Origin of the sequence: Pedobacter cryotolerans, from assembly GCF_005116475.1 — a bacterium.
GTDB lineage: Bacteria > Bacteroidota > Bacteroidia > Sphingobacteriales > Sphingobacteriaceae > Pedobacter > Pedobacter cryotolerans.
Genome location: NZ_SWBO01000002.1, coordinates 491,996 through 511,809, shown reverse-complemented (window position 1 = coordinate 511,809; position 19,814 = coordinate 491,996). Strand labels below are relative to the sequence as shown.

Annotated in this window: 15 protein-coding genes; all 15 read left to right on the top strand. The window is 35.9% G+C overall.

What is annotated here, in order from left to right; all coding sequences use genetic code 11:
- Positions 1 to 49 precede the first annotated feature (49 nt).
- The 15 genes from FA045_RS05385 (at position 50) to FA045_RS05315 (ending at position 19,813) form a co-directional block, all read left to right on the top strand.
- Positions 50 to 823, top strand: coding sequence for a rhamnogalacturonan acetylesterase (locus FA045_RS05385; protein WP_136875244.1), 774 nt, complete (start codon positions 50 to 52; stop codon positions 821 to 823).
- A 2-nt stretch (positions 824 to 825) separates the two neighbouring features.
- The gene (locus tag FA045_RS05380; protein WP_136875242.1) at positions 826 to 1,821 is read left to right on the top strand and encodes a pectinesterase family protein; all 996 of its coding nucleotides are present in this window, start codon (positions 826 to 828) and stop codon (positions 1,819 to 1,821) included.
- Positions 1,822 to 1,994: 173 nt separating this feature from the next.
- Positions 1,995 to 2,948, top strand: a complete 954-nt coding sequence (locus tag FA045_RS05375; protein ID WP_136875240.1) for a pectinesterase family protein — start codon at positions 1,995 to 1,997, stop codon at positions 2,946 to 2,948.
- 95 nt (positions 2,949 to 3,043) lie between these two features.
- A complete protein-coding gene (locus tag FA045_RS05370; protein ID WP_136875238.1) occupies positions 3,044 to 4,660 on the top strand; it encodes a glycoside hydrolase family 43 protein in 1,617 nt (538 codons plus the stop codon).
- Positions 4,661 to 4,872: 212 nt separating this feature from the next.
- Positions 4,873 to 6,543 (top strand): glycoside hydrolase family 28 protein, encoded by a 1,671-nt coding sequence (locus FA045_RS05365; RefSeq protein ID WP_136875236.1) that lies wholly within the window; start codon positions 4,873 to 4,875, stop codon positions 6,541 to 6,543.
- A 1-nt stretch (position 6,544) separates the two neighbouring features.
- A complete protein-coding gene (locus FA045_RS05360; RefSeq protein WP_136875234.1) occupies positions 6,545 to 8,470 on the top strand; it encodes a glycoside hydrolase family 88 protein in 1,926 nt (641 codons plus the stop codon).
- A 182-nt stretch (positions 8,471 to 8,652) separates the two neighbouring features.
- Positions 8,653 to 9,690, top strand: coding sequence for a pectate lyase (gene pelA, locus FA045_RS05355; RefSeq protein ID WP_136875232.1), 1,038 nt, complete (start codon positions 8,653 to 8,655; stop codon positions 9,688 to 9,690).
- A gap of 274 nt (positions 9,691 to 9,964) precedes the next feature.
- Positions 9,965 to 11,461 (top strand): tagaturonate reductase, encoded by a 1,497-nt coding sequence (locus FA045_RS05350; protein WP_136875229.1) that lies wholly within the window; start codon positions 9,965 to 9,967, stop codon positions 11,459 to 11,461.
- Between the two features lie 8 nt (positions 11,462 to 11,469).
- Positions 11,470 to 13,113, top strand: coding sequence for a UxaA family hydrolase (locus FA045_RS05345; RefSeq protein ID WP_136875227.1), 1,644 nt, complete (start codon positions 11,470 to 11,472; stop codon positions 13,111 to 13,113).
- Positions 13,114 to 13,189: 76 nt separating this feature from the next.
- Complete coding sequence (gene kduI, locus FA045_RS05340; protein WP_136875225.1) at positions 13,190 to 14,020, top strand: 5-dehydro-4-deoxy-D-glucuronate isomerase; 831 nt, start codon at positions 13,190 to 13,192, stop codon at positions 14,018 to 14,020.
- A 152-nt stretch (positions 14,021 to 14,172) separates the two neighbouring features.
- Positions 14,173 to 14,988, top strand: a complete 816-nt coding sequence (locus FA045_RS05335; RefSeq protein ID WP_136875223.1) for an SDR family oxidoreductase — start codon at positions 14,173 to 14,175, stop codon at positions 14,986 to 14,988.
- A gap of 70 nt (positions 14,989 to 15,058) precedes the next feature.
- Positions 15,059 to 16,459 carry a glucuronate isomerase gene (gene uxaC / locus FA045_RS05330; protein ID WP_136875221.1) on the top strand — a complete coding sequence of 467 codons (1,401 nt, stop codon included), beginning with the start codon at positions 15,059 to 15,061 and terminating at the stop codon, positions 16,457 to 16,459.
- 3 nt (positions 16,460 to 16,462) lie between these two features.
- The gene (locus FA045_RS05325) at positions 16,463 to 17,479 is read left to right on the top strand and encodes a sugar kinase (RefSeq protein ID WP_136875219.1); all 1,017 of its coding nucleotides are present in this window, start codon (positions 16,463 to 16,465) and stop codon (positions 17,477 to 17,479) included.
- Positions 17,472 to 18,140 carry a beta/alpha barrel domain-containing protein gene (locus tag FA045_RS05320; RefSeq protein ID WP_136875218.1) on the top strand — a complete coding sequence of 223 codons (669 nt, stop codon included), beginning with the start codon at positions 17,472 to 17,474 and terminating at the stop codon, positions 18,138 to 18,140. Before FA045_RS05325 ends, FA045_RS05320 begins: the two co-directional genes overlap by 8 nt.
- 98 nt (positions 18,141 to 18,238) lie before the next feature.
- A complete protein-coding gene (locus FA045_RS05315) occupies positions 18,239 to 19,813 on the top strand; it encodes an MFS transporter (protein WP_136875216.1) in 1,575 nt (524 codons plus the stop codon).
- Position 19,814: the final 1 nt, after the last annotated feature.

The window sequence follows — 19,814 nt, the reverse complement described above, 5'->3', positions numbered from 1 at the left end:
AATAAAAAGACGAAGTATTTTGCTTCGTCTTTTTAATGAATAAAATTTTATGGTGAAAATCTACCTATCTATTTCAATCATTATTTTTTCAATGTTCGCTTTTCGCCCTGCGCAAAAAACAACCAACATTTTTTTAATTGGCGATTCTACAGTAGCAGATTATTCTTTAGAAAATGATTATCAAGAGAAAAGATTTCCATTAAATGGATGGGGTCAAGTTTTTCAATCCTATTTTACAAAAGATAGTTTAAAAGCTTTAAAAAATTTGATTAAAACAGATAATGTTTTAGTTATTGATAAAGCCAAAGGTGGAAGAAGTACCCGTACTTTTTTTGAAGAAGGCCGTTGGGCAGAAGTTTACAAAGCCTTAAAAAAGAACGATATTGTAATGATGCAGTTTGGACATAACGATGCTGCGGTTGATAAACCTGAGCGTTATGTAAACCTAATCGGATATAAAGAGTTTTTGAGGTTATATGTTAACCAAGCTCGAGAAAAAGGTGCAATACCAATCTTAATTACGCCAGTAAATAGAAATTATCCTTGGAAAGACGGTAAATTGGCTAATGTGCATGGCGAATATCCGAATGCTGTTAAAGAAGTAGCAAAAGAGTTAAATGTGAAATTGATTGATTTAACTCAACTTTCAATCGATAACTTTACGGCTAAAGGACAAGATTACGTAACTAAAAACTACTTTATGAATTTTGATAAAGGACTTTACAAAGCTTATCCCGATGGACAAAAAGACAATACTCATTTTCAAAAAGAAGGTGCTGTAGCTGTAGCGCAATTGGTTTTTAATGCATTGAAGAATTTATAAATATGAAGGTTTTTAAAGGATTGTTTTATTGTTCGATTGTTATATTACTGAATTGCTCTTTTGCTCAAGCATCCAGTATCAAATCTCATATCTCACATCAAATATCTCCCTACGATTTCGTAGTCGCTGCAGACGGTTCTGGGAATTTTAAAACTGTACAAGAAGCGATCAATTCGGTGCCAGATTTCAGAAAAGTACCAACTACAATCTTCATAAAAAATGGTACTTACAAAGAGAAAATTAATTTATCAGCCTCTAAAAAATTGGTAAAGCTAATTGGCGAAAGTGTAGAAAAAACAATTTTGACTTTTGATGATTGGGCACAAAAGAAAAATACTTTTGGTGAAGAAAAAGGAACTTCAGGTTCTGCTAGTTTTTATATTTATGGCGATGGTTTTGTTGCAGAGAACATCACTTTTCAAAATTCTGCTGGACCAGTTGGCCAAGCGGTGGCCTTATTTGTTGCAGGTGATAAAGCAAAATTTACTAACTGCCGAATGTTGGGTTTTCAAGATACTTTATACACATACGGTCATGGCAGCAGGCAATATTACTACAAATGTTATATCGAAGGTACAGTAGATTTTATATTCGGTTCATCAACTGCAGTATTCGAGGATTGTGAAATTTTCTGTAAAAAAGCAGGTTATATCACCGCATCATCATCTCCAGATACAGCCAAATATGGTTATGTTTTTATCAATAGTAAAATAATCGGTGATGCACCAGAAAACTCTTTTTATTTAGGTAGGCCATGGCGTCCGTATGCCAAATCAGTTTTTATCAACTGCGATTTAGGTAAAATGATTAAAGCAGAAGGATGGAACAATTGGGGCAAAGAAAGCAATGAGAAAACCGCATTTTATGCAGAGTACAATAGCAAAGGGTCTGGTGCAAATGCAAAAGCTCGTGTAAATTGGTCGCACCAATTAAATGAAACAAGCGTTAAAGCATATACATTAACTAATATTTTTAACGGCTGGAACCCGAAGGAGTAAATTAAAATTTTTATGATGATCTTGTCATCCAGAACGCAGTGAAGGATCTCTTAAAATGAATTTTTTATAGCTAGGAATAAACTACAATCATTAACGTAATAACTTCTAATAAGATAAATTTTTTAAAATAATTGATGTTGAGATTCTTCCTTCGTCAGAATGACAAATAAGATATGAAAACCCTATTATCAAGCATCTTCCTCTTCGTTTCTTTATCCGCTATTGCGCAAATACAAACCTTTCCAACCTCATTTACTGTAGCTAAAGATGGTAGCGGAGATTTTAAAACCATACAAGAAGCTGTTATGGCAGTCCGCGATTGGTCTGAAGTGCAAGTGCCTATCTATATTAAAAAAGGAATTTATAAAGAAAAGTTAGTTATTCCATCTCAAAAAACTCGAATAACTTTAATTGGAGAAAGTGCAGCCGAAACGATGATTACTTTTGATGATTATTCGGGTAAAAATGGATTAACTACCTACACATCTTACACCGTTTTAGTAAAAGGAAATGAGTTTAAGGCAGAAAATTTAACTTTCGAAAACTCTGCTGGATCGGTTGGTCAAGCAGTAGCATTACATGTTGAAGCCGATAAAGTAATCATCAAAAATTGTAGAATTTTAGGTAATCAAGATACCTTATTTCCAACAACAGATACCAGCCGACAATACTATGTTGATTGTTATATCGAAGGTACAACCGATTTTATTTTTGGTGCAGCAACGGCAGTTTTCGAAAATTGCACCATTCATAGTAAAAAGAATTCGTACATCACAGCAGCATCAACTATAAAAGATAGACCTTACGGATTTGTTTTTCTGAACTGCAAACTAACCGCTAGTGAAAGTGCTCAAAAAGTTTATTTAGGTCGCCCATGGCGTGCAAATGCCAAAACTGTTTTTATTAATACAGAAATGGGTAAACATATTTTACCAGAGGGATGGCATGTTTGGAACAACAATGATAACCATAAAACTACTTTTTATGCAGAATACGGCTCAACAGGGCCAGGTTTTGTAAAAGAAAGTAGAGTAAGTTGGTCTAAACAATTAACCAAAAAAGAAGCTAAACAATACACGTTAAAAAACATTTTTGCAGGCACATCAGCTTGGTTGCCAAGTAAATAGTTTATCACACTAAGCGCCTGCCTGCCGAGGCTGGTAGTTGAAGCGCCTTCAAAATCCTTCGACAAGCTCAGGATGACAGAAATCAAAGACACAAAATGAAATTAAAAACCCTAACCTTCCTACTCTTATTTTCCGCTACTGCCTTTGCCCAAAAACAAGTTTCTAAAGTTTGGGTGGCCGATTTAGGTAATGGAACTTATAAAAACCCAGTATTGGATGCAGATTATTCAGATCCGGATGCCATTAGAGTTGGAGAAGATTTTTACATGGTATCCTCAAGTTTTGATGCTGTTCCAGGCTTGCCAATTTTGCACTCAAAAGATTTAGTTAACTGGACAATCATCGGCCATGCCTTAAAAAGACAACCACCTTTTGAGCATTTTGCTAAAACCCAACATGGCAATGGAGTTTGGGCACCATCTATCCGTTTCCACAATGGCGAGTTTTACCTTTATTATCCAGATCCAGATTTTGGTATTTACTTAACTAAGGCTAAAAATGCTGCTGGTCCATGGTCAAATCCTGTTTTGGTAGAAGCTGGTAAAGGTTTAATTGATCCTTGTCCGCTGTGGGATGAAGATGGAAAAGTTTACCTCACACATGCTTACGCAGGTAGTAGAGCAGGGATCAAAAGCATCATCGTGGTTAAACAAATGAATGCCAAAGGCGATAAAGTAATTGATGAAGGCAAATTAGTTTACGATGGTCACGAGTTGGATCCAACCATTGAAGGCCCTAAATTTTATAAGAGAAATGGTTTCTATTATATTTTTGCACCTGGCGGAGGAGTAGCTACAGGTTGGCAAACCATTTTAAGATCAAAAAATGTTTACGGACCGTATGAACGTAAAGTTGCGATAGATCAAGGTAAAACTAAAATTAATGGCCCACATCAAGGAGCTTGGGTTACCACACAAACTGGAGAAGACTGGTTTTTGCACTTTCAAGATAAAGGAGCTTATGGTAGAGTAGTTCATTTGCAGCCGATGAAATGGATTAATAATTGGCCGGTAATTGGAATAGACAAAGATGGCGATGGCATAGGAGAACCAGTTTTAGTTTACAAAAAACCAAACATCACAAAACCTACACCTATTGCAACACCAGCAGAAAGCGATGAGTTTAATGGTGTAAATTTAGGTTTACAATGGCAATGGCAGGCAAATCCGCAAGCTACTTGGTCGTTTTTAAACCCTACAAAGGGGATGCTAAGATTGTACTCTGTAAAAATGCCCGACAGTGCAAAGAACTTTTGGGAGGTACCAAATTTACTCTTACAAAAATTCCCAACAGAACGATTTAACGTAGTGACTAAACTAGCTTTTACACCAAATACCAAATTAGAAAACGAAAAAGCTGGTTTAATCATCGCTGGCTTGAGTTACGCAAACTTGGCGGTTAAAAGTAAAAAGGATGGAAATTATTTAGTTTATACGGTTTGCAAAGCTGCAGATAAAGGCAAACAAGAGAAAGAAGAAACTATCATTAAGCTTTCAACTAACACCATTTATTTGGCAGTAACCGTAAGTGAAGGCGCCAAATGCCAATTCTCTTATAGTTTAGATGGAGATAAATACACCAATATAAACAATGTTTTTGAAGCAGAACCGGGCAAGTGGATAGGTGCAAAAGTTGGCTTGTTCGCAGTTCGCGATCAGCAAACCAACGATGCAGGTTATGCCGATTTTGATTTTTTTAGAATTGAGAAGTAAATGACATCGTTTTATTCGGCATCCAAAACTGTAAACTCTCAACTTAAAACTGCAAACTGATAACGATTGCATAGTTATTTATGCCGTTTTTGTTTCATTAATGCATTAATCTGTGTAGACTTGTTAGAATAAACGTGCTCAATTCATCGTTTTTTACCAAATCAACGAATTGAATGAATACAGTTTTAACCAATTATAAATCGTAACTCCGAATGAAAAAAATAGTCTCAACTATCTTTACATTAATTTTTATCGCCTCATCAAGTGTTTATGCTCAAAAAGCTAAACAGCCAGAATATTCATGGACTAACCTTCCTGTAATTGCTCAAACTTCATTTAAAGCAGATACCATTAGCATTGTTAAATATGGCGCAAAAAATGATGGTTTTTTACTCAATACCAAAGCAATTAACGATGCCATTATTGCCTGCAATAAAAAAGGTGGCGGTGTTGTGTTGGTTCCTAGTGGAATGTGGATCACTGGTCCGATAGAATTGAAAAGCAATGTAAATTTGCATTTGCAAAAGAATGCGATTTTGCAATTTACGAGAGATTTTAGTCAATATCCATTGGTTGAAAGTAATTGGGAAGGTTTGCCACAAATGCGAAATCAATCGCCGTTATGGGCAACAAACCAAACCAATATTGCAGTAACCGGATTTGGAATTATTGATGGTGCTGGTGATGCTTGGCGAATGGTTAAAAAAAGTAAATTAAACGAAAGTCAATGGGCAGCTTTAGTAGCTACAGGTGGTGTGTTAAGTGATGATAAAAAAACTTGGTATCCTACACAGCAATCTTTAGATGCTTCGAAAATGAAAAATCCTGGTGAGATTACTAAAGATAAAACTCCTGCGTTTTTTGCTTCAATTAAAGATTTTTTACGACCAAATTTGTTAGTTTTCACTTCATGCAAAAAGATTTTATTAGAAGGCGTTACTTTTCAAAATTCGCCAGCTTGGAATATTCATCCACTAATGTGTGAAGATTTAACCGTTAGAAATGTTTATGCTAAAAACCCATGGTATGCCCAAAATGGCGATGGTATAGATTTAGAATCATGCAAAAACGTGTTGATAGAAGGCAGTACTTTTGATGTTGGTGATGATGGAATTTGCATCAAATCTGGCAGAGATGCAGCAGGTAGAAAACGCGGCATGCCAACAGAAAATGTAATTATTCGAAATAGTACGGTTTATCATGCACATGGTGGATTTGTAATTGGTAGCGAAATGTCTGGCGGTGCAAAAAATATCTTCGTTTCAGATTGCTCATTTATCGGTACAGACATCGGTCTCCGTTTTAAAACAACCCGCGGAAGAGGCGGTGTAGTAGAGAAAATCTTTATCAAAAACATCAACATGACGGGTATTGTTGGCGAAGCAATTTTGTTTGATATGTATTATGCAGCGGTAGATCCGATACCTTTAAAAGGAGATAAAAGGGAAGCGATTAAGGTAGAATTGTTACCAGTAACAGAAGAAACACCAGTTTTTAGAGATTTTCAGATTAGTGATGTAGTGTGTGATGGTGCTTCGAAAGCATTGTTTATTAGAGGTTTACCTGAGTTAAGCATCAGCAATATTTCTATCAATAACTTAAATATCAAATCAAAAGAAGGTATCGATATTCAGGAGGCAAAAAACATCAACTTAACTAATATCAACATCAATGCTGCAACCTCAAATCCATTAATTAGTGTCCAAAATGGAAATGTAATCAACTTTAAAAACATAAATTATAATGCTGCACAATTGCTTTTCCGCATTAGCGGAGCTAACAATAGCGAAATTAAAACTTCTGGTTTAGATGCGGCAAAAGCCACAACAAAATCAGAATTTACCGCAGGTGCAACAGAAAAATCATTACAGATCAATAAATAACATGAAAAAATCGCTTAGATATTTAGCATTCACAGCTTTAGCAAGTTTTACATTTCAGGTTAACGCCCAAGAAAAACCTTTATCACAGCAAATGTCAGATCAGGTTTTAGCCTTATCTAAAGATTCAGCAAATGCTGCAACCAATCATTTCAGACCTGTAAAATGGTCGTACGATCAAGGTGTAATGCTTGAAGGAATTGATGGTGTTTGGAGAAATACCGCAGATACCAAATACTTTGATTACATGCAAGCTTGCATGGACAATTATGTAACCAAAGAAGGTACAATTAAAATGTACAAACAAGAGGATTACAATATTGATAACATTAAAAATGGCAGAACGTTATTAACACTTTACAAAGTAACCAATCAGCCAAAATATTTTAAAGCGGCTACAATTTTATGGGAGCAGTTGAAAAAGCATCCACGTACTAAAGAGGGTGGCTTTTGGCATAAAAAAATCTATCCAAACCAAATGTGGTTAGATGGTTTGTACATGGGACAACCGTTTTATGCGGAATATGCGATGTTAATTAATGATCAATCTGTATTTGATGATATTGCCAATCAGTTTATTTGGATGGAGAAAAATTCTCGTGATAATAAAACTGGCTTATTGTACCACGGTTGGGATGAATCTAAAACCGAGCAATGGGCTGATAAAACTACCGGCAGATCGCCAAATTTTTGGGCAAGAGCAATGGGTTGGTACGGAATGGCTTTGGTAGATGTGTTAGATAATTTTCCTAAAACACATCCAAAACGTAAAGAATTGATTGCTATTTTAAATCGCTTTGCGTTAGCTACACAAAAAGTACAAGATGCAAAAACTGGCTTATGGTACGATATTTTAGATAAACCACAAGGCAAAGGCAATTATTTCGAGTCATCAGCTTCGAGCATGTTTGTGTATGCAATCGCAAAAGCAGTTAGAATGGGTTATTTGCCTAAATCTTATTTCGCAGTAGCGGATAAAGGTTATAAAGGCATTAATTCTGAATTTATAGAACAAGCTGCTCCAGGTTTAGTAAACTTAAAAGGAACGGTTACAGTTTCTGGTTTAGGTGGCAAACCATATCGCGATGGTAGTTACGAATATTACATGAAAGAGAAAGTAATTACCAATGATGCAAAAGGCATAGGCTCTTTTATTTTGGCAGCTAACGAAATGGAATTGGCAGCATTACCAAAGCCAGCATTAGGCAAAACTTTAACCTTAGATTCATATTTTAATAATGAGGTTAAAAAAGACCAAAGCGGCAACGATTTAATTTGGCATTACAAATTTGACGAAAGAGGAAATAATGGTTTTACCTTCTTAGGCGAAGCTTTTGAACGCAAAGGTTTTACAACTAAAACTTTGTATCAAGCGCCAACTGCTGCAAATTTAAAAGGCACTTCGGTTTATTTAATTGTAGATCCTGATAATGAAAAAGAAACGCCAAAACCTAATTTTATACAAGAGAAAGACATTAACAATATCACAAATTGGGTTAAAAACGGTGGTGTTTTAGTATTGTTGGGCAACGATGGACCGAATGTAGAATTAGAACACTTTAATAAATTAGCCAATAAATTTGGTGTTCATTTTAACGGCGATACCAAAGGTAAGGTTCCTGTTGCTGGTGTATTTGAAACTGCGAAAGTGGTGGTGCCTAGCGGGAATGGAATTTTTAAATCAGCTAAAAATCTCTTTATTAAAGAATACAGCAGTTTAAAATTATCAGGCGATGCCAAACCAATTTTAAAAGATGCGGATGGTGCAGATGTAATTGCAGTTACGAAATATGGTAAAGGAACGGTTTTTGTAATTGGTGATCCATGGTTATATAATGAGTATGTTGATGGAAGAAAATTACCTGCGATGTACGATAATTACAAAGGCTTAAATGATTTGGTAGATTGGTTAAATGAAAAGGCGAAATAGTCGGGAAGTTGTGGAGGTGAAATTCGGTAAGTCGCTAAGCAAATGCAAAGCTTTAAAAACTATAACCTTTTCGTTCTTCGTGTCTTTGCGGTTAAATAATACATATTTCAATTACGAATTAAAATAACTCCCTCTCTTTTGGAGAGGGTTGCCTGCCTGACGGTAGGCAGGGGGTGAGGCAAATGAAAAACACAGTTAAAATACTTTTTACGATAATTTACTTGAGTTTAGCTTCTTGTGCAACTGCACAAAAACCACCTCAAATTAGCTATAAGGTTGATGAAACTGCCGAAAAAATTTTAGTTTATCAACTATCAAATGGTGGTTGGCCGAAGCAGTTGGTAGATAAAAGCGTGGTATCTTATGAAAAGCCTATCGATGCAGATTTGTTGGCTAAAATTAAATCAACTCCTGCTAAACATGCAACAATTGACAATAAGGCAACAAGTAGAGAAATTACAGCTTTAGTAAAAGCATTTAAAAACACCTCAAACCCAGCCTATTTAAAAGCGGCAGAAAAAGGGATTGAATATTTGCTTGAAGCGCAATATGCAAACGGGGGCTGGCCTCAATATTATCCAGATAATAGCAGTTACCGAGCCGAAATTACTTTTAATGATGATGCCATGATCAATGTATTAAACATCATGTTAAATATCAGTAATAAAACAAACGATTTCGAAATTGTAAATCCAAAATTAGCCAATAAAGCTACAGCGGCTGTAACAAAAGGAGTGGATTGTATTGTTAAATCGCAAGTATTACAAAACGGTAAACCAAGTATTTGGGCTGCTCAGTATGATCATCTTACCCTAAAGCCTGCAAAAGCTAGAGCTTTTGAACCAGCTTCGCTGAGCACTGCAGAATCTGCTGGTATTGTTAAGTTTTTAATAAAAATTGAAAATCCCTCTGATGAAGTAAAATCTGCAATTAATAATGCTATTATTTGGTTCGATAACTCAAAAATTGTTGGCTATAAATTCGATCAATTTCCAGACGGGAAAGATCGCGGTCTAATTGCTGATCCTAACTCAATTATATGGGCAAGGTTTTATGAATTTGAAACCAACAAACCTATTTTTGGCGATCGCGACAATTCTATCAAGTATAATGTAGCTGATATTAGTTTCGAAAGAAGAAAAGGCTATTCATGGTATGGCACATGGGCAAACAGCCTTATTCAAAAAGAATATCCAAAATGGCAAAAAGCTAACCAGTAAACAGTTTGCATTTTACAGTTAACAAAATTTAAAGTGCCAATAGTAGCTTTAAATAAAACCATGAACTGCAAGTTGCCAAATGAAAACTGCTAATTGGAAACCGATAACCGCAAACTGAAAACTGTCAACTAAACTCGGGAACGATTGCGCAAATATTTGCACTCAAATCGCTTTTAAACCCATCAAAAATAGGTATTATTGCTATAACCAAATGTTGCAAAGTGTGCTTGGTATGCTTTACAACTATTATAAATTGTAACCTGTATTCATAAAAATGATTTTATCTCAAGCAAATCTAAACCTTATCAATAAGGCTGATGTGATTGTGCCACAACCTAACATATTTGAACTTCCAGAGAAAGTATTGCAATTCGGAACTGGCGTTTTATTACGTGGTTTGCCAGATTATTTTATCGATAAAGCCAACAGACAAGGCATTTTTAATGGGAGAGTTGCTGTTGTTAAATCTACCAGCGGATCAACTTCAGAATTTGATGCACAAGATAATTTATATACGCTTTGCATCAGAGGGATCTCTAATGGCGAATTTGTTTCAGAAAACATCATTTCATCGGCCATAAGCAGAGTAATTTCGGCTAACGAAGATTGGAATGCTATCCTCGAAATAGCAAAGTCTAAAGATTTAGAAATCATCGTTTCTAACACAACTGAAGTTGGTATTCAATTGGTTGAGGAAAGTATTGATCAAAATCCGCCTTTATCGTTTCCTGCAAAAGTGTTGGCTGTTTTACATAAGCGTTTCCAAATTTTAGGTTCAACTGCAACTGGTTTAGTCATCATCGCAACAGAGTTGATACCAGAAAACGGTAAAAAATTAGGCTCGATAATTTTAGAATTAGCTACATTCAATAATTTATCAGACGATTTTATTGCTTGGTTACAAAGCGAAAATAGATTTTGTAACTCTCTTGTAGATAGAATTGTTCCGGGTAAACCCGATGCAGCAAATTTAGCTAAATTACAAGATGACTTGGGTTATGAAGATCATTTGTTATCGATGAGCGAACCTTATAGTCTTTGGGCTATTGAGGGAGATGCTAAAGTTGCCGAGGTTTTAAGTTTTGCTAAAGTAGATGAAGGCGTAGTAATTGCCGAAGACATTGAAATTTATAGAGAGCTAAAAGTTCGTTTGTTAAATGGCACACACACCTTAACTTCTGGTATTGCTTATTTATCGGGTATCAATTTGGTTAAAGATGCGATGCAAAACGCAGAAATTAAAGCTTACATTGATAGCTTAATGGCAACCGAAATTGCTCCTGCTATTCCGTATAAAGTTACCGAAGCCGAAACAACAAAATTTGCTGGTACTGTAAAAGACCGTTTCGCTAATCCATCTATTGAGCATTTGTGGTTAAATATCACTTTCCAGTACAGTATGAAGATGAAAATTCGTATTTTACCATTATTGCTTAATCACTATAAATTATTTAACAACGTTCCAGAAAACATCGCCTTTGGCTTTGCTGCTTATTTAACTTTTATGAATGTGGCTAATGAAAAAGATGGTAAATATTATGGCTCACATAAAGGAAACGAATATCTGATTACAGATGATAGTGCAAACTATTTCAACAAGATTGCTAAAGAAAATTATCCATCAGCTGTGCTTAAAGATGCTGATTTTTGGAAAACTGATTTAATGCTTTTGCCTGGTTTTACAGCAACAGTAATAGAAAAATATAATTTGATAGCTGAAAGTGGTATAGAAGTCGCTTTAAAAGCTCAAAATTCTACTCAATTAATTTAAATATACCGATGAAACAACAAGTTTTAAAAGTTCATCCACAAGATAATGTATTGGTTGCTTTAACCGATTTAAAGGCTGGTCAAACCGTAACTTATCAGGGTGTAGATTATGTTTTGGTTGATGATATTGACGCAAAGCATAAGTTTTACATGACTGATATGAATGCTGGCGATGAAGTAAATATGTATGGAACCTTAGTTGGTAAAGTACAATTTACAGTTCGTGCAGGTTCGGTAATGAACACCGATAATTTAAAACATGCTGCTGCACCTTATGAATACCGCCCATATCGCTATAGTTGGCAAGCGCCAGACGTTTCTAAATTTGTAGGCAGAACATTTAATGGCTACCACCGTGCAGACGGTAAAGTTGGTACAGCAAACTATTGGTTGTTTATTCCAACAGTTTTTTGCGAAAACCGCAATTTAGATGTAATTAGAGAAGCTTTACATAATGAATTGGGTTATGCGGTAACCGCAAAATATAAAAGTTATACTAAACATTTGGTTGAAGCTTATAAACATGGTGTTGATATTTCATCGTTAGAAGCTCCACTTTCTTTTGAAGGAACTACAACAGACAGACCATTTAAAAATATTGATGGGATTAAATTTTTAAACCATCAAGGTGGATGCGGTGGAATTAGACAAGATGCAGCTGTGCTTAGCAAATTATTAGCTGCTTATGCAGATCATCCAAACGTTGCGGGTGTTACGGTTTTAAGCTTGGGATGTCAGAATTTACAAGTTCAAGATTTTACCAAAGATTTAAAAGATAGAAATCCGAATTTCGATAAACCGATGTTCATTTTTGAGCAACAGCAATCGCAAAGCGAAGAAAATATGATTGCCTTGGCTATCAAAAAAACTTTCGAAGGGTTGGTTGAAGCTAACAAAATTGAACGTCAACCTGCACCTTTGAGCAAAATGAATGTTGGGGTAAAATGTGGTGGTAGCGATGGATTTAGTGGTATTTCTGCAAATCCGGCAGTGGGCTATTGTTCAGATTTATTGGTTGGTCTAGGTGCTACAGTTTTATTGGCAGAGTTTCCAGAATTATGTGGAGCCGAGCAAGATTTAATAGACCGTACAAAAGACGAAGTTGCCGCTAAAAAATTCATCAGTTTAATGGGAGCCTACAGTCAGGCAGCAGAAAATGCAGGTTCTGGTTTCCACATGAACCCATCGCCAGGCAACATTAAAGATGGTTTAATTACCGATGCCATTAAAAGTAACGGCGCAGCAAAAAAAGGCGGAACATCGCCAGTTGAAGATGTGTTAGATTATACCGAACCAAGTACAAAACACGGTTTAAACCTAGTTTGTACTCCCGGTAACGATGTAGAAGCCACAACTGGTAAAGCTGCAAGTGGAGCAACTTTAATTTTATTTACTACAGGTTTGGGTACACCAACAGGTAATCCAGTTTGTCCGGTAATTAAGGTTTCTACCAACAATGCTTTAACTAAAAGAATGGGAGATATCATCGATATCAACACCGGACCAGTAATTGAAGGTGAAAAAACCATTGAAGAAATGGGCGAAGATATTTTAGAATATTGTATTAAAGCTGCCAGTGGCGAAATAATCCCAAAATCAGTTTTACTAAACCAAGATGATTTTATCCCTTGGAAAAGAGGGGTTTCTTTATAAAACGAATTGCGTTTAGCGTATAGAGTTAAGCCTACCAAACGCCTTACCCTAAACGCCAAACGCCAAACTAATAAATATGAAAATTATACAACACGTACACTCAGAAGATTTTAAAACTTACGGAACTGATAAAATCAGAGAACGTTTTTTATTAGATGATTTAAAGGAAAAAGACAAAGCAAACTTTGTTTATTCGCATTACGATAGAATGGTTACTGGCTTAATTACGCCAACCAACCAAGTTGTACCTTTAGGGACTTATGATATTTTACGTGCCGAATTCTTTTTAGAACGTAGAGAAATGGGTGTGATCAATGTTGGCGGTGCAGGTTCTATTATCGCCGATGGCACTACTTACAATTTAGCAAAACTAGATTGTTTATACATGGGCAAAGGTGTAAAAGATGTAAGTTTTAGCAGTGCTGATGCTAATAATCCAGCGGTGTTCTATATTTTATCAGCTCCAGCTCACGCAACTTATCCAACTACTTATTTGCAAAATGCAGATGCTTTTTCTGCACAGTTAGGAAGTGTTGAAACGGCTAACGAGCGTAAAATTATGCGTTACATCCATAAAGATGGGATACAAAGTTGCCAATTGGTAATGGGCCTAACTATTCTTTCTACAGGAAGTGTTTGGAATACCATTCCGCCTCATACACACGACAGAAGAATGGAAGTATATTTCTATTTTGATGTTGATGAAGAACATAGAGTTTTCCATTATATGGGCGAACCACAAGAAACTCGTCACATTATTGTAGCTAACCACGAGGCAGTTTTATCTCCAACTTGGAGCATACACGCAGGTAGCGGAACAAAAAATTACAGTTTTATTTGGGGTATGGCAGGCGAAAATTTAGATTATGCCGATATGGATACATTTGGAGTAAAAGAATTAAAATAGGTTATGGCCTCGGTTTGTGTCCTCACGAACCGAAATAATTATGGTTCGTGGAGACACGAACCAAAGCATAAAAGTAAACAATAGAAAGGCTAACCTCCTTGTACTCCCTCCCTTCTGGGGAGGGTTGGGGTGGGGCTGATTAAACAATAACAATGGAACAATCATTTTCTTTAGAAGGTAAAGTAATCGTAGTAACTGGCGGAACAGGTATTTTAGGAAATTCTTTCGTTAACGCAATTGTAGAAGCTGGCGGTGCAGTTGGTATTTTAGGTAGAAATGAAGCCATCGCAAACGAAAGAGCAGATGCAATCAATAAAAATGGCGGTAAAGCAATTGCTTTAATTGCCGATGCAATGGATGAAGCACAATTAATTGCGGCCAGAGAAAAAATTATCGCCGCTTTCGGTAAAATTGATGGTTTGGTAAATGCAGCAGGTGGTAATATGCCAGATGGTGTTTTGCAACCAGAAGAAAGCGTTTTTGCCATGAAAATGGATGGAATGAAAAAAGTGCTCGACCTAAATTTGTGGGGAACATTAATTCCAACTCAAGTTTTTGGAGAAGCTATTGCACAAACAGGAAGAGGAAGTATTGTAAATATTTCTTCGATGAATTCTAAAAAAGCAGTTACCAAAGTATTGGGCTACAATATGGGTAAAGCTGCGGTAGATTGCTATACCCAATGGTTTGCAGTAGAATTGGCCAACCGTTATGGCGATAAAATCCGTATGAATGCTTTGGCACCAGGCTTTTTCTTAACCGAACAAAACAGAAACTTATTAACTACGCCAGATGGTGGTTTTACACCTCGCGGTCAGTCGGTAATTAAACAAACTCCTTTTAAACGTTTCGGTGATCCAGATGAATTAAAAGGTGCTTTAGTTTGGTTATTGAGCGATGCATCGCAGTTTGTAACTGGTGCAATGATTTGTGTAGATGGGGGCTTCTCTATTTTTAGTGGGGTTTAAGTCAGTCGCATCATCCTGAATTTATTTCAGGATCTGTTAAAATAATATAATATTAAAAATATATCACCCAGTGAAAAACTTTTTAGACGAAAACTTTTTATTGCAAACTGAAACAGCACAAACGTTGTATCATGAGTTTGCGAAAGATATGCCGATAATTGATTACCACAATCACTTAATGCCAGATCAAATTGCGCAAGACAAAAACTTCGAAAACATCACTCAAGTTTGGTTGTACGGCGATCATTACAAATGGAGAGCAATGCGCTCAAACGGTGTTGATGAATATTATATTACTGGTGCGGCATCAGATTGGGAGAAATTTGAAAAATGGGCAGAAACTGTTCCTTACACTTTGAGAAACCCACTATATCACTGGACTCATTTAGAATTGCAACGTTATTTCGATATCCACGAAGTCTTATCTTCCGCCAATGCGAAAAAAATATACGATGAATGTAATGCTAAATTACAAACTAAAGAGTACAGCGTACAAGGTTTGTTGCGTAAAATGAATGTGAAAACATTATGCACAACCGACGATCCTTTGGATAGTTTAGAATACCATCAACAAATAAAAAATAGCAATGCTGAGGTTGTAGTTTTACCTGCTTTTAGGCCAGATAAAGCAATGAATGCTGATGATATTGCTGGTTTAAATACTTACATTGATAAATTGGCAGATTTGACAGGCGCTGCGATTTATAGTTATGAAACCTATTTGTCGGCTTTAAAATCTCGTCACGATTATTTTGCAGCAAATGGCGCTTCAGTTTCTGACCACGGTTTAGAGCAAATTTATGCCGAAGATTATACGGAAGAAGAAATCAAAGCTATTTTCTTGAAAATTAGAAGCTACGAGGCGATAAGTTTAGCAGAGAATTTGAAATTCAAATCGGCTATGCTATTTCAATTTGCACTTTGGGATCACGAAAAAGGATGGGTTCAACAATTCCATTTGGGTGCTTTAAGAAACAATAACGATCGTTTGTTAGCATCTTTAGGACCAGATACAGGATTTGATTCTATCGGAGATTTCCCGCAAGGAAAGGCTTTATCTAAGTTTTTAAACAAACTGGATTTGAATAATAAATTGGCAAAAACCATTTTATATAACTTAAATCCGGCAGATAATGAGTTAATGGCAACAATGATTGGTAATTACCAAGATGGAACCGTAGCCGGTAAAGTGCAATGGGGATCGGGTTGGTGGTTTTTAGACCAAAAACAAGGAATGATCAATCAAATCAACGCTTTATCTAACTTAGGATTATTGAGCCAATTTGTAGGGATGTTAACAGATTCTAGAAGTTTCTTATCTTATCCTCGCCACGAATATTTTAGACGTATTTTATGCGATTTGTTTGGAACTGATGTAGAAAATGGAGAATTGCCATACAATAAAGAATGGCTAGGTCAAGTGATCCAGAATATCTGTTATCACAATGCTAAAACTTATTTCAATTTCTAAAATATGGGTAAAGTTTTAAGTTTTGGGGAGCTTTTATTGCGTATTTGTCCGGATGGGGATGGCGAATGGTTAGCGGAAAATAAATTGCCTTTTTATGTGGGTGGTGCAGAATTAAATGTAGCAACCGCATTGGCTTTATGGGATATTCCATCAGCTTATTTTACAGCTTTGCCAGAAAATTTTATGTCTGAGCAAATCATCGGTTATATTGATGATCGTAAAATTGATACATCAAAAATCCATCACAGCGGAGATAGAATAGGTTTATATTATTTGCCAAAAGGAAAAGACTTAAAAAATGCTGGTGTAATTTACGATAGAGCAAATTCTGCTTTTGCGATGTTACAAACAGAAACTATAGATTGGGATAAAGTATTAGATGGCATAACTTGGTTTCATTTTAGCGCTATTTGTCCGGCTTTAAATCAGGCAGCTGCAGATGTTTGTTTAGAAGCTGTTAAAGCTGCTAAAGCAAAAGGAATTACTGTTTCTATCGATTTAAATTTCCGTGCCAAATTATGGCAATACGGTAAACAGCCTTCAGAAATTGTTCCTCAATTAGCACAATACTGCGATTTGATAATGGGCAACATCTGGGCAGCCGAAAAAATGTTAAATTTCCCGGTTGCAGTAGGTATTGTAGAAGCTGATGATAAAAATACTTATCTTGAGCAAGCCAAAAAAACCTCAGAAGAAATTATTAAACAATACCCTAGCTGTAAATGGGTGGCTAATACCTTCCGCTTCGATTACAAACAAGGAATTAGATATTACACCGCACTTTATTCTGAAAATGAACTTTTGGTTTCTAAAGAATATCTTTCAGAAAAAATATTAGATAAAGTAGGTAGTGGCGATTGTTTTATGGCCGGTTTAATTTATGGGTTTTATCAAAATAACAATCCGTTAGATACGCTAAACTTTGCTACTGCAGCAGCTTATAACAAATTATACATACCAAGTGATGCAACAACAGCTACCGTTGCAGATATTGAAAAAACATTAGCAGAAAATGACTAAGAATAAGGAAACCACGATAGCGGCAATTAAAAATCAAGGTATGTTGCCTTTGTTTTATTACGAAGATCAGCAAGTAAGTTTAGAAATTGTTCGTGCTTTATACAAAGGCGGTGTTCGTGTTTTCGAATATACCAACAGAGGTAAAGCTGCGCTTGAAAATTTCAAGTTTTTAAAAAATGCTTTAAAAACCGAAATGCAAGATTTGTTTTTAGGTATTGGTACGATTAAAAATAAATCAGAATTAGCAGATTTTTTAGCTGCCGATGCAGATTTTATTGTTTGTCCGGTAGTTGATGCTGAAGTAGGAAAAATAACTCACGCAGCAGATAAACTTTGGATTCCAGGTTGTATGACACCAACCGAAATTAATGTTGCACATCAAATGGGAGCTGGAATTATTAAGCTTTTCCCTGCAAATATTTTAGGCCCAGAGTATTTATCATCGATCAAAGAACTTTTTCAAGGTCAGTTATTTGTGCCAACAGGCGGAGTAGAAATTGATGAAACCAATATCGATAATTGGTTTAAAGCTGGTGTTTGTGCAGTTGGAATGGGTAGTAAATTGGTAAGTAAAAAAATATTAGAAAATAAAGATTATGATGAATTGTATTCGCTAACCACGAAGGCATTTGAAATCATCAATAAAGTAAAACCAAAATAAAATATTGATTTTCCCTTTGGGGAGAATTAAGTAGGAATCAACCAAATATTTAAACTAAACCAATCCCTTTGTGGGATATTGGGGTTAAATTAAAAACTATGAACCAAACCAAAATCGGCAATTACAGATGGACCATATGCGCCCTTTTGTTTTTTGCTACAACAGTTAACTATCTCGATAGGCAGGTGCTGAGTTTACTAAAACCCACTTTAGAAGAACAGTTCGGCTGGTCTAATAGTGATTATGCAGACATTGCTGCTGTTTTTCAGTTTACTTATGCAATAGCAATGCTTTTCGCTGGCCGTTTTGTAGATAAGTTAGGTACAAAATGGGGTTACGGTATTGCTATAATTATTTGGTCTATTGGAGCAATAATCCATGCTTATTCAATATCAATAGGTACGGGTATTGCATCTGTTTTAACAAATTTTGGTATTGTAGCATTGCCAGTTTCTATTTTGGGTTTTATGTTCTCTCGAGCTGTTTTAGCCATAGGCGAATCAGGGAATTTTCCAGCAGCCATTAAGGCAACAGCAGAATATCACCCTAAAAAAGAACGTTCATTTGCAACTGGTATTTTTAACTCTGGTGCAAATGTTGGGGCTATTTTGGCTCCTTTAACTGTGCCTTACATTGCCGAGCATTGGGGTTGGGAGCGAGCTTTTGAATTGGTTGGTGCTATCGGATTTATTTGGTTATTCTTTTGGTTGATATTTTATGAATCACCAGAGAAACAAAAAAGACTAAAAGCTGCCGAATTAGCGTACATCAATAGTGATGAAGATGAAGTAGCTGATAAAGCGAATGTTGATAAAGTTGCTTGGTTTAAATTATTGGGTTACAGACAAACTTGGGCCTTCACTTTTGGTAAATTTATGACCGATGGAGTTTGGTGGTTTTTCTTATTCTGGTTGCCAGGTTATTTAAAAGATCAGTACGGTATGACGGGTTCTGATATCATGTTACCACTTTCGGTTTTATATAGTATGACCATGATTGGAAGTATTGGTGGTGGTTGGTTGCCTAAATATTTTGCCGATAGAGGTTATGCAGTTTATGACGGCAGAATGAAAGCGATGTTTTTAATTGCGCTGTTCCCTTTAGTGGTGTTGTTAGCTCAGCCATTGGGCGATATTTCATTTTGGATTCCTGTAGTTTTAATTGGAGTAGGTGCATCTGCTCACCAAGCTTGGTCTGCAAATATTTTCACTACGGTTTCAGATATGTTCCCAAAAAGAGCAATTGGTTCTGTGGTAGGTATTGGTGGTATGGCAGGTGGCCTTGGAGGTGTTTTAATTACTAAAATAGGTGGTTATATTTTTGATAGTTATGCCAACAAAGGTATTTCAGAGTCATTCGCAAAGTTTAATGAGCTTGGTAATAATGCTTTCGTAAGTCAAATTACTTCATTAGATCTAGCGAGCAAATATGGCGATAAAGTAAATTTAAATATTATGGCGCTTAATAAATTGCCTGTAGAAGTTGCAGAGCGATTAAAAGCTATCGATTTAAATTTATTTAATCAATTGTTAGAGATACAAAAGCCTCTTGTTCAATCTAATATGACTGTTGCTTATACCATCATGTTTGCATTTTGTGCAGTGGCTTATTTAATTGCATGGTCGGTTATGAAATTATTGGTTCCAAAATATAAAAAGATTACAGATCTATAAA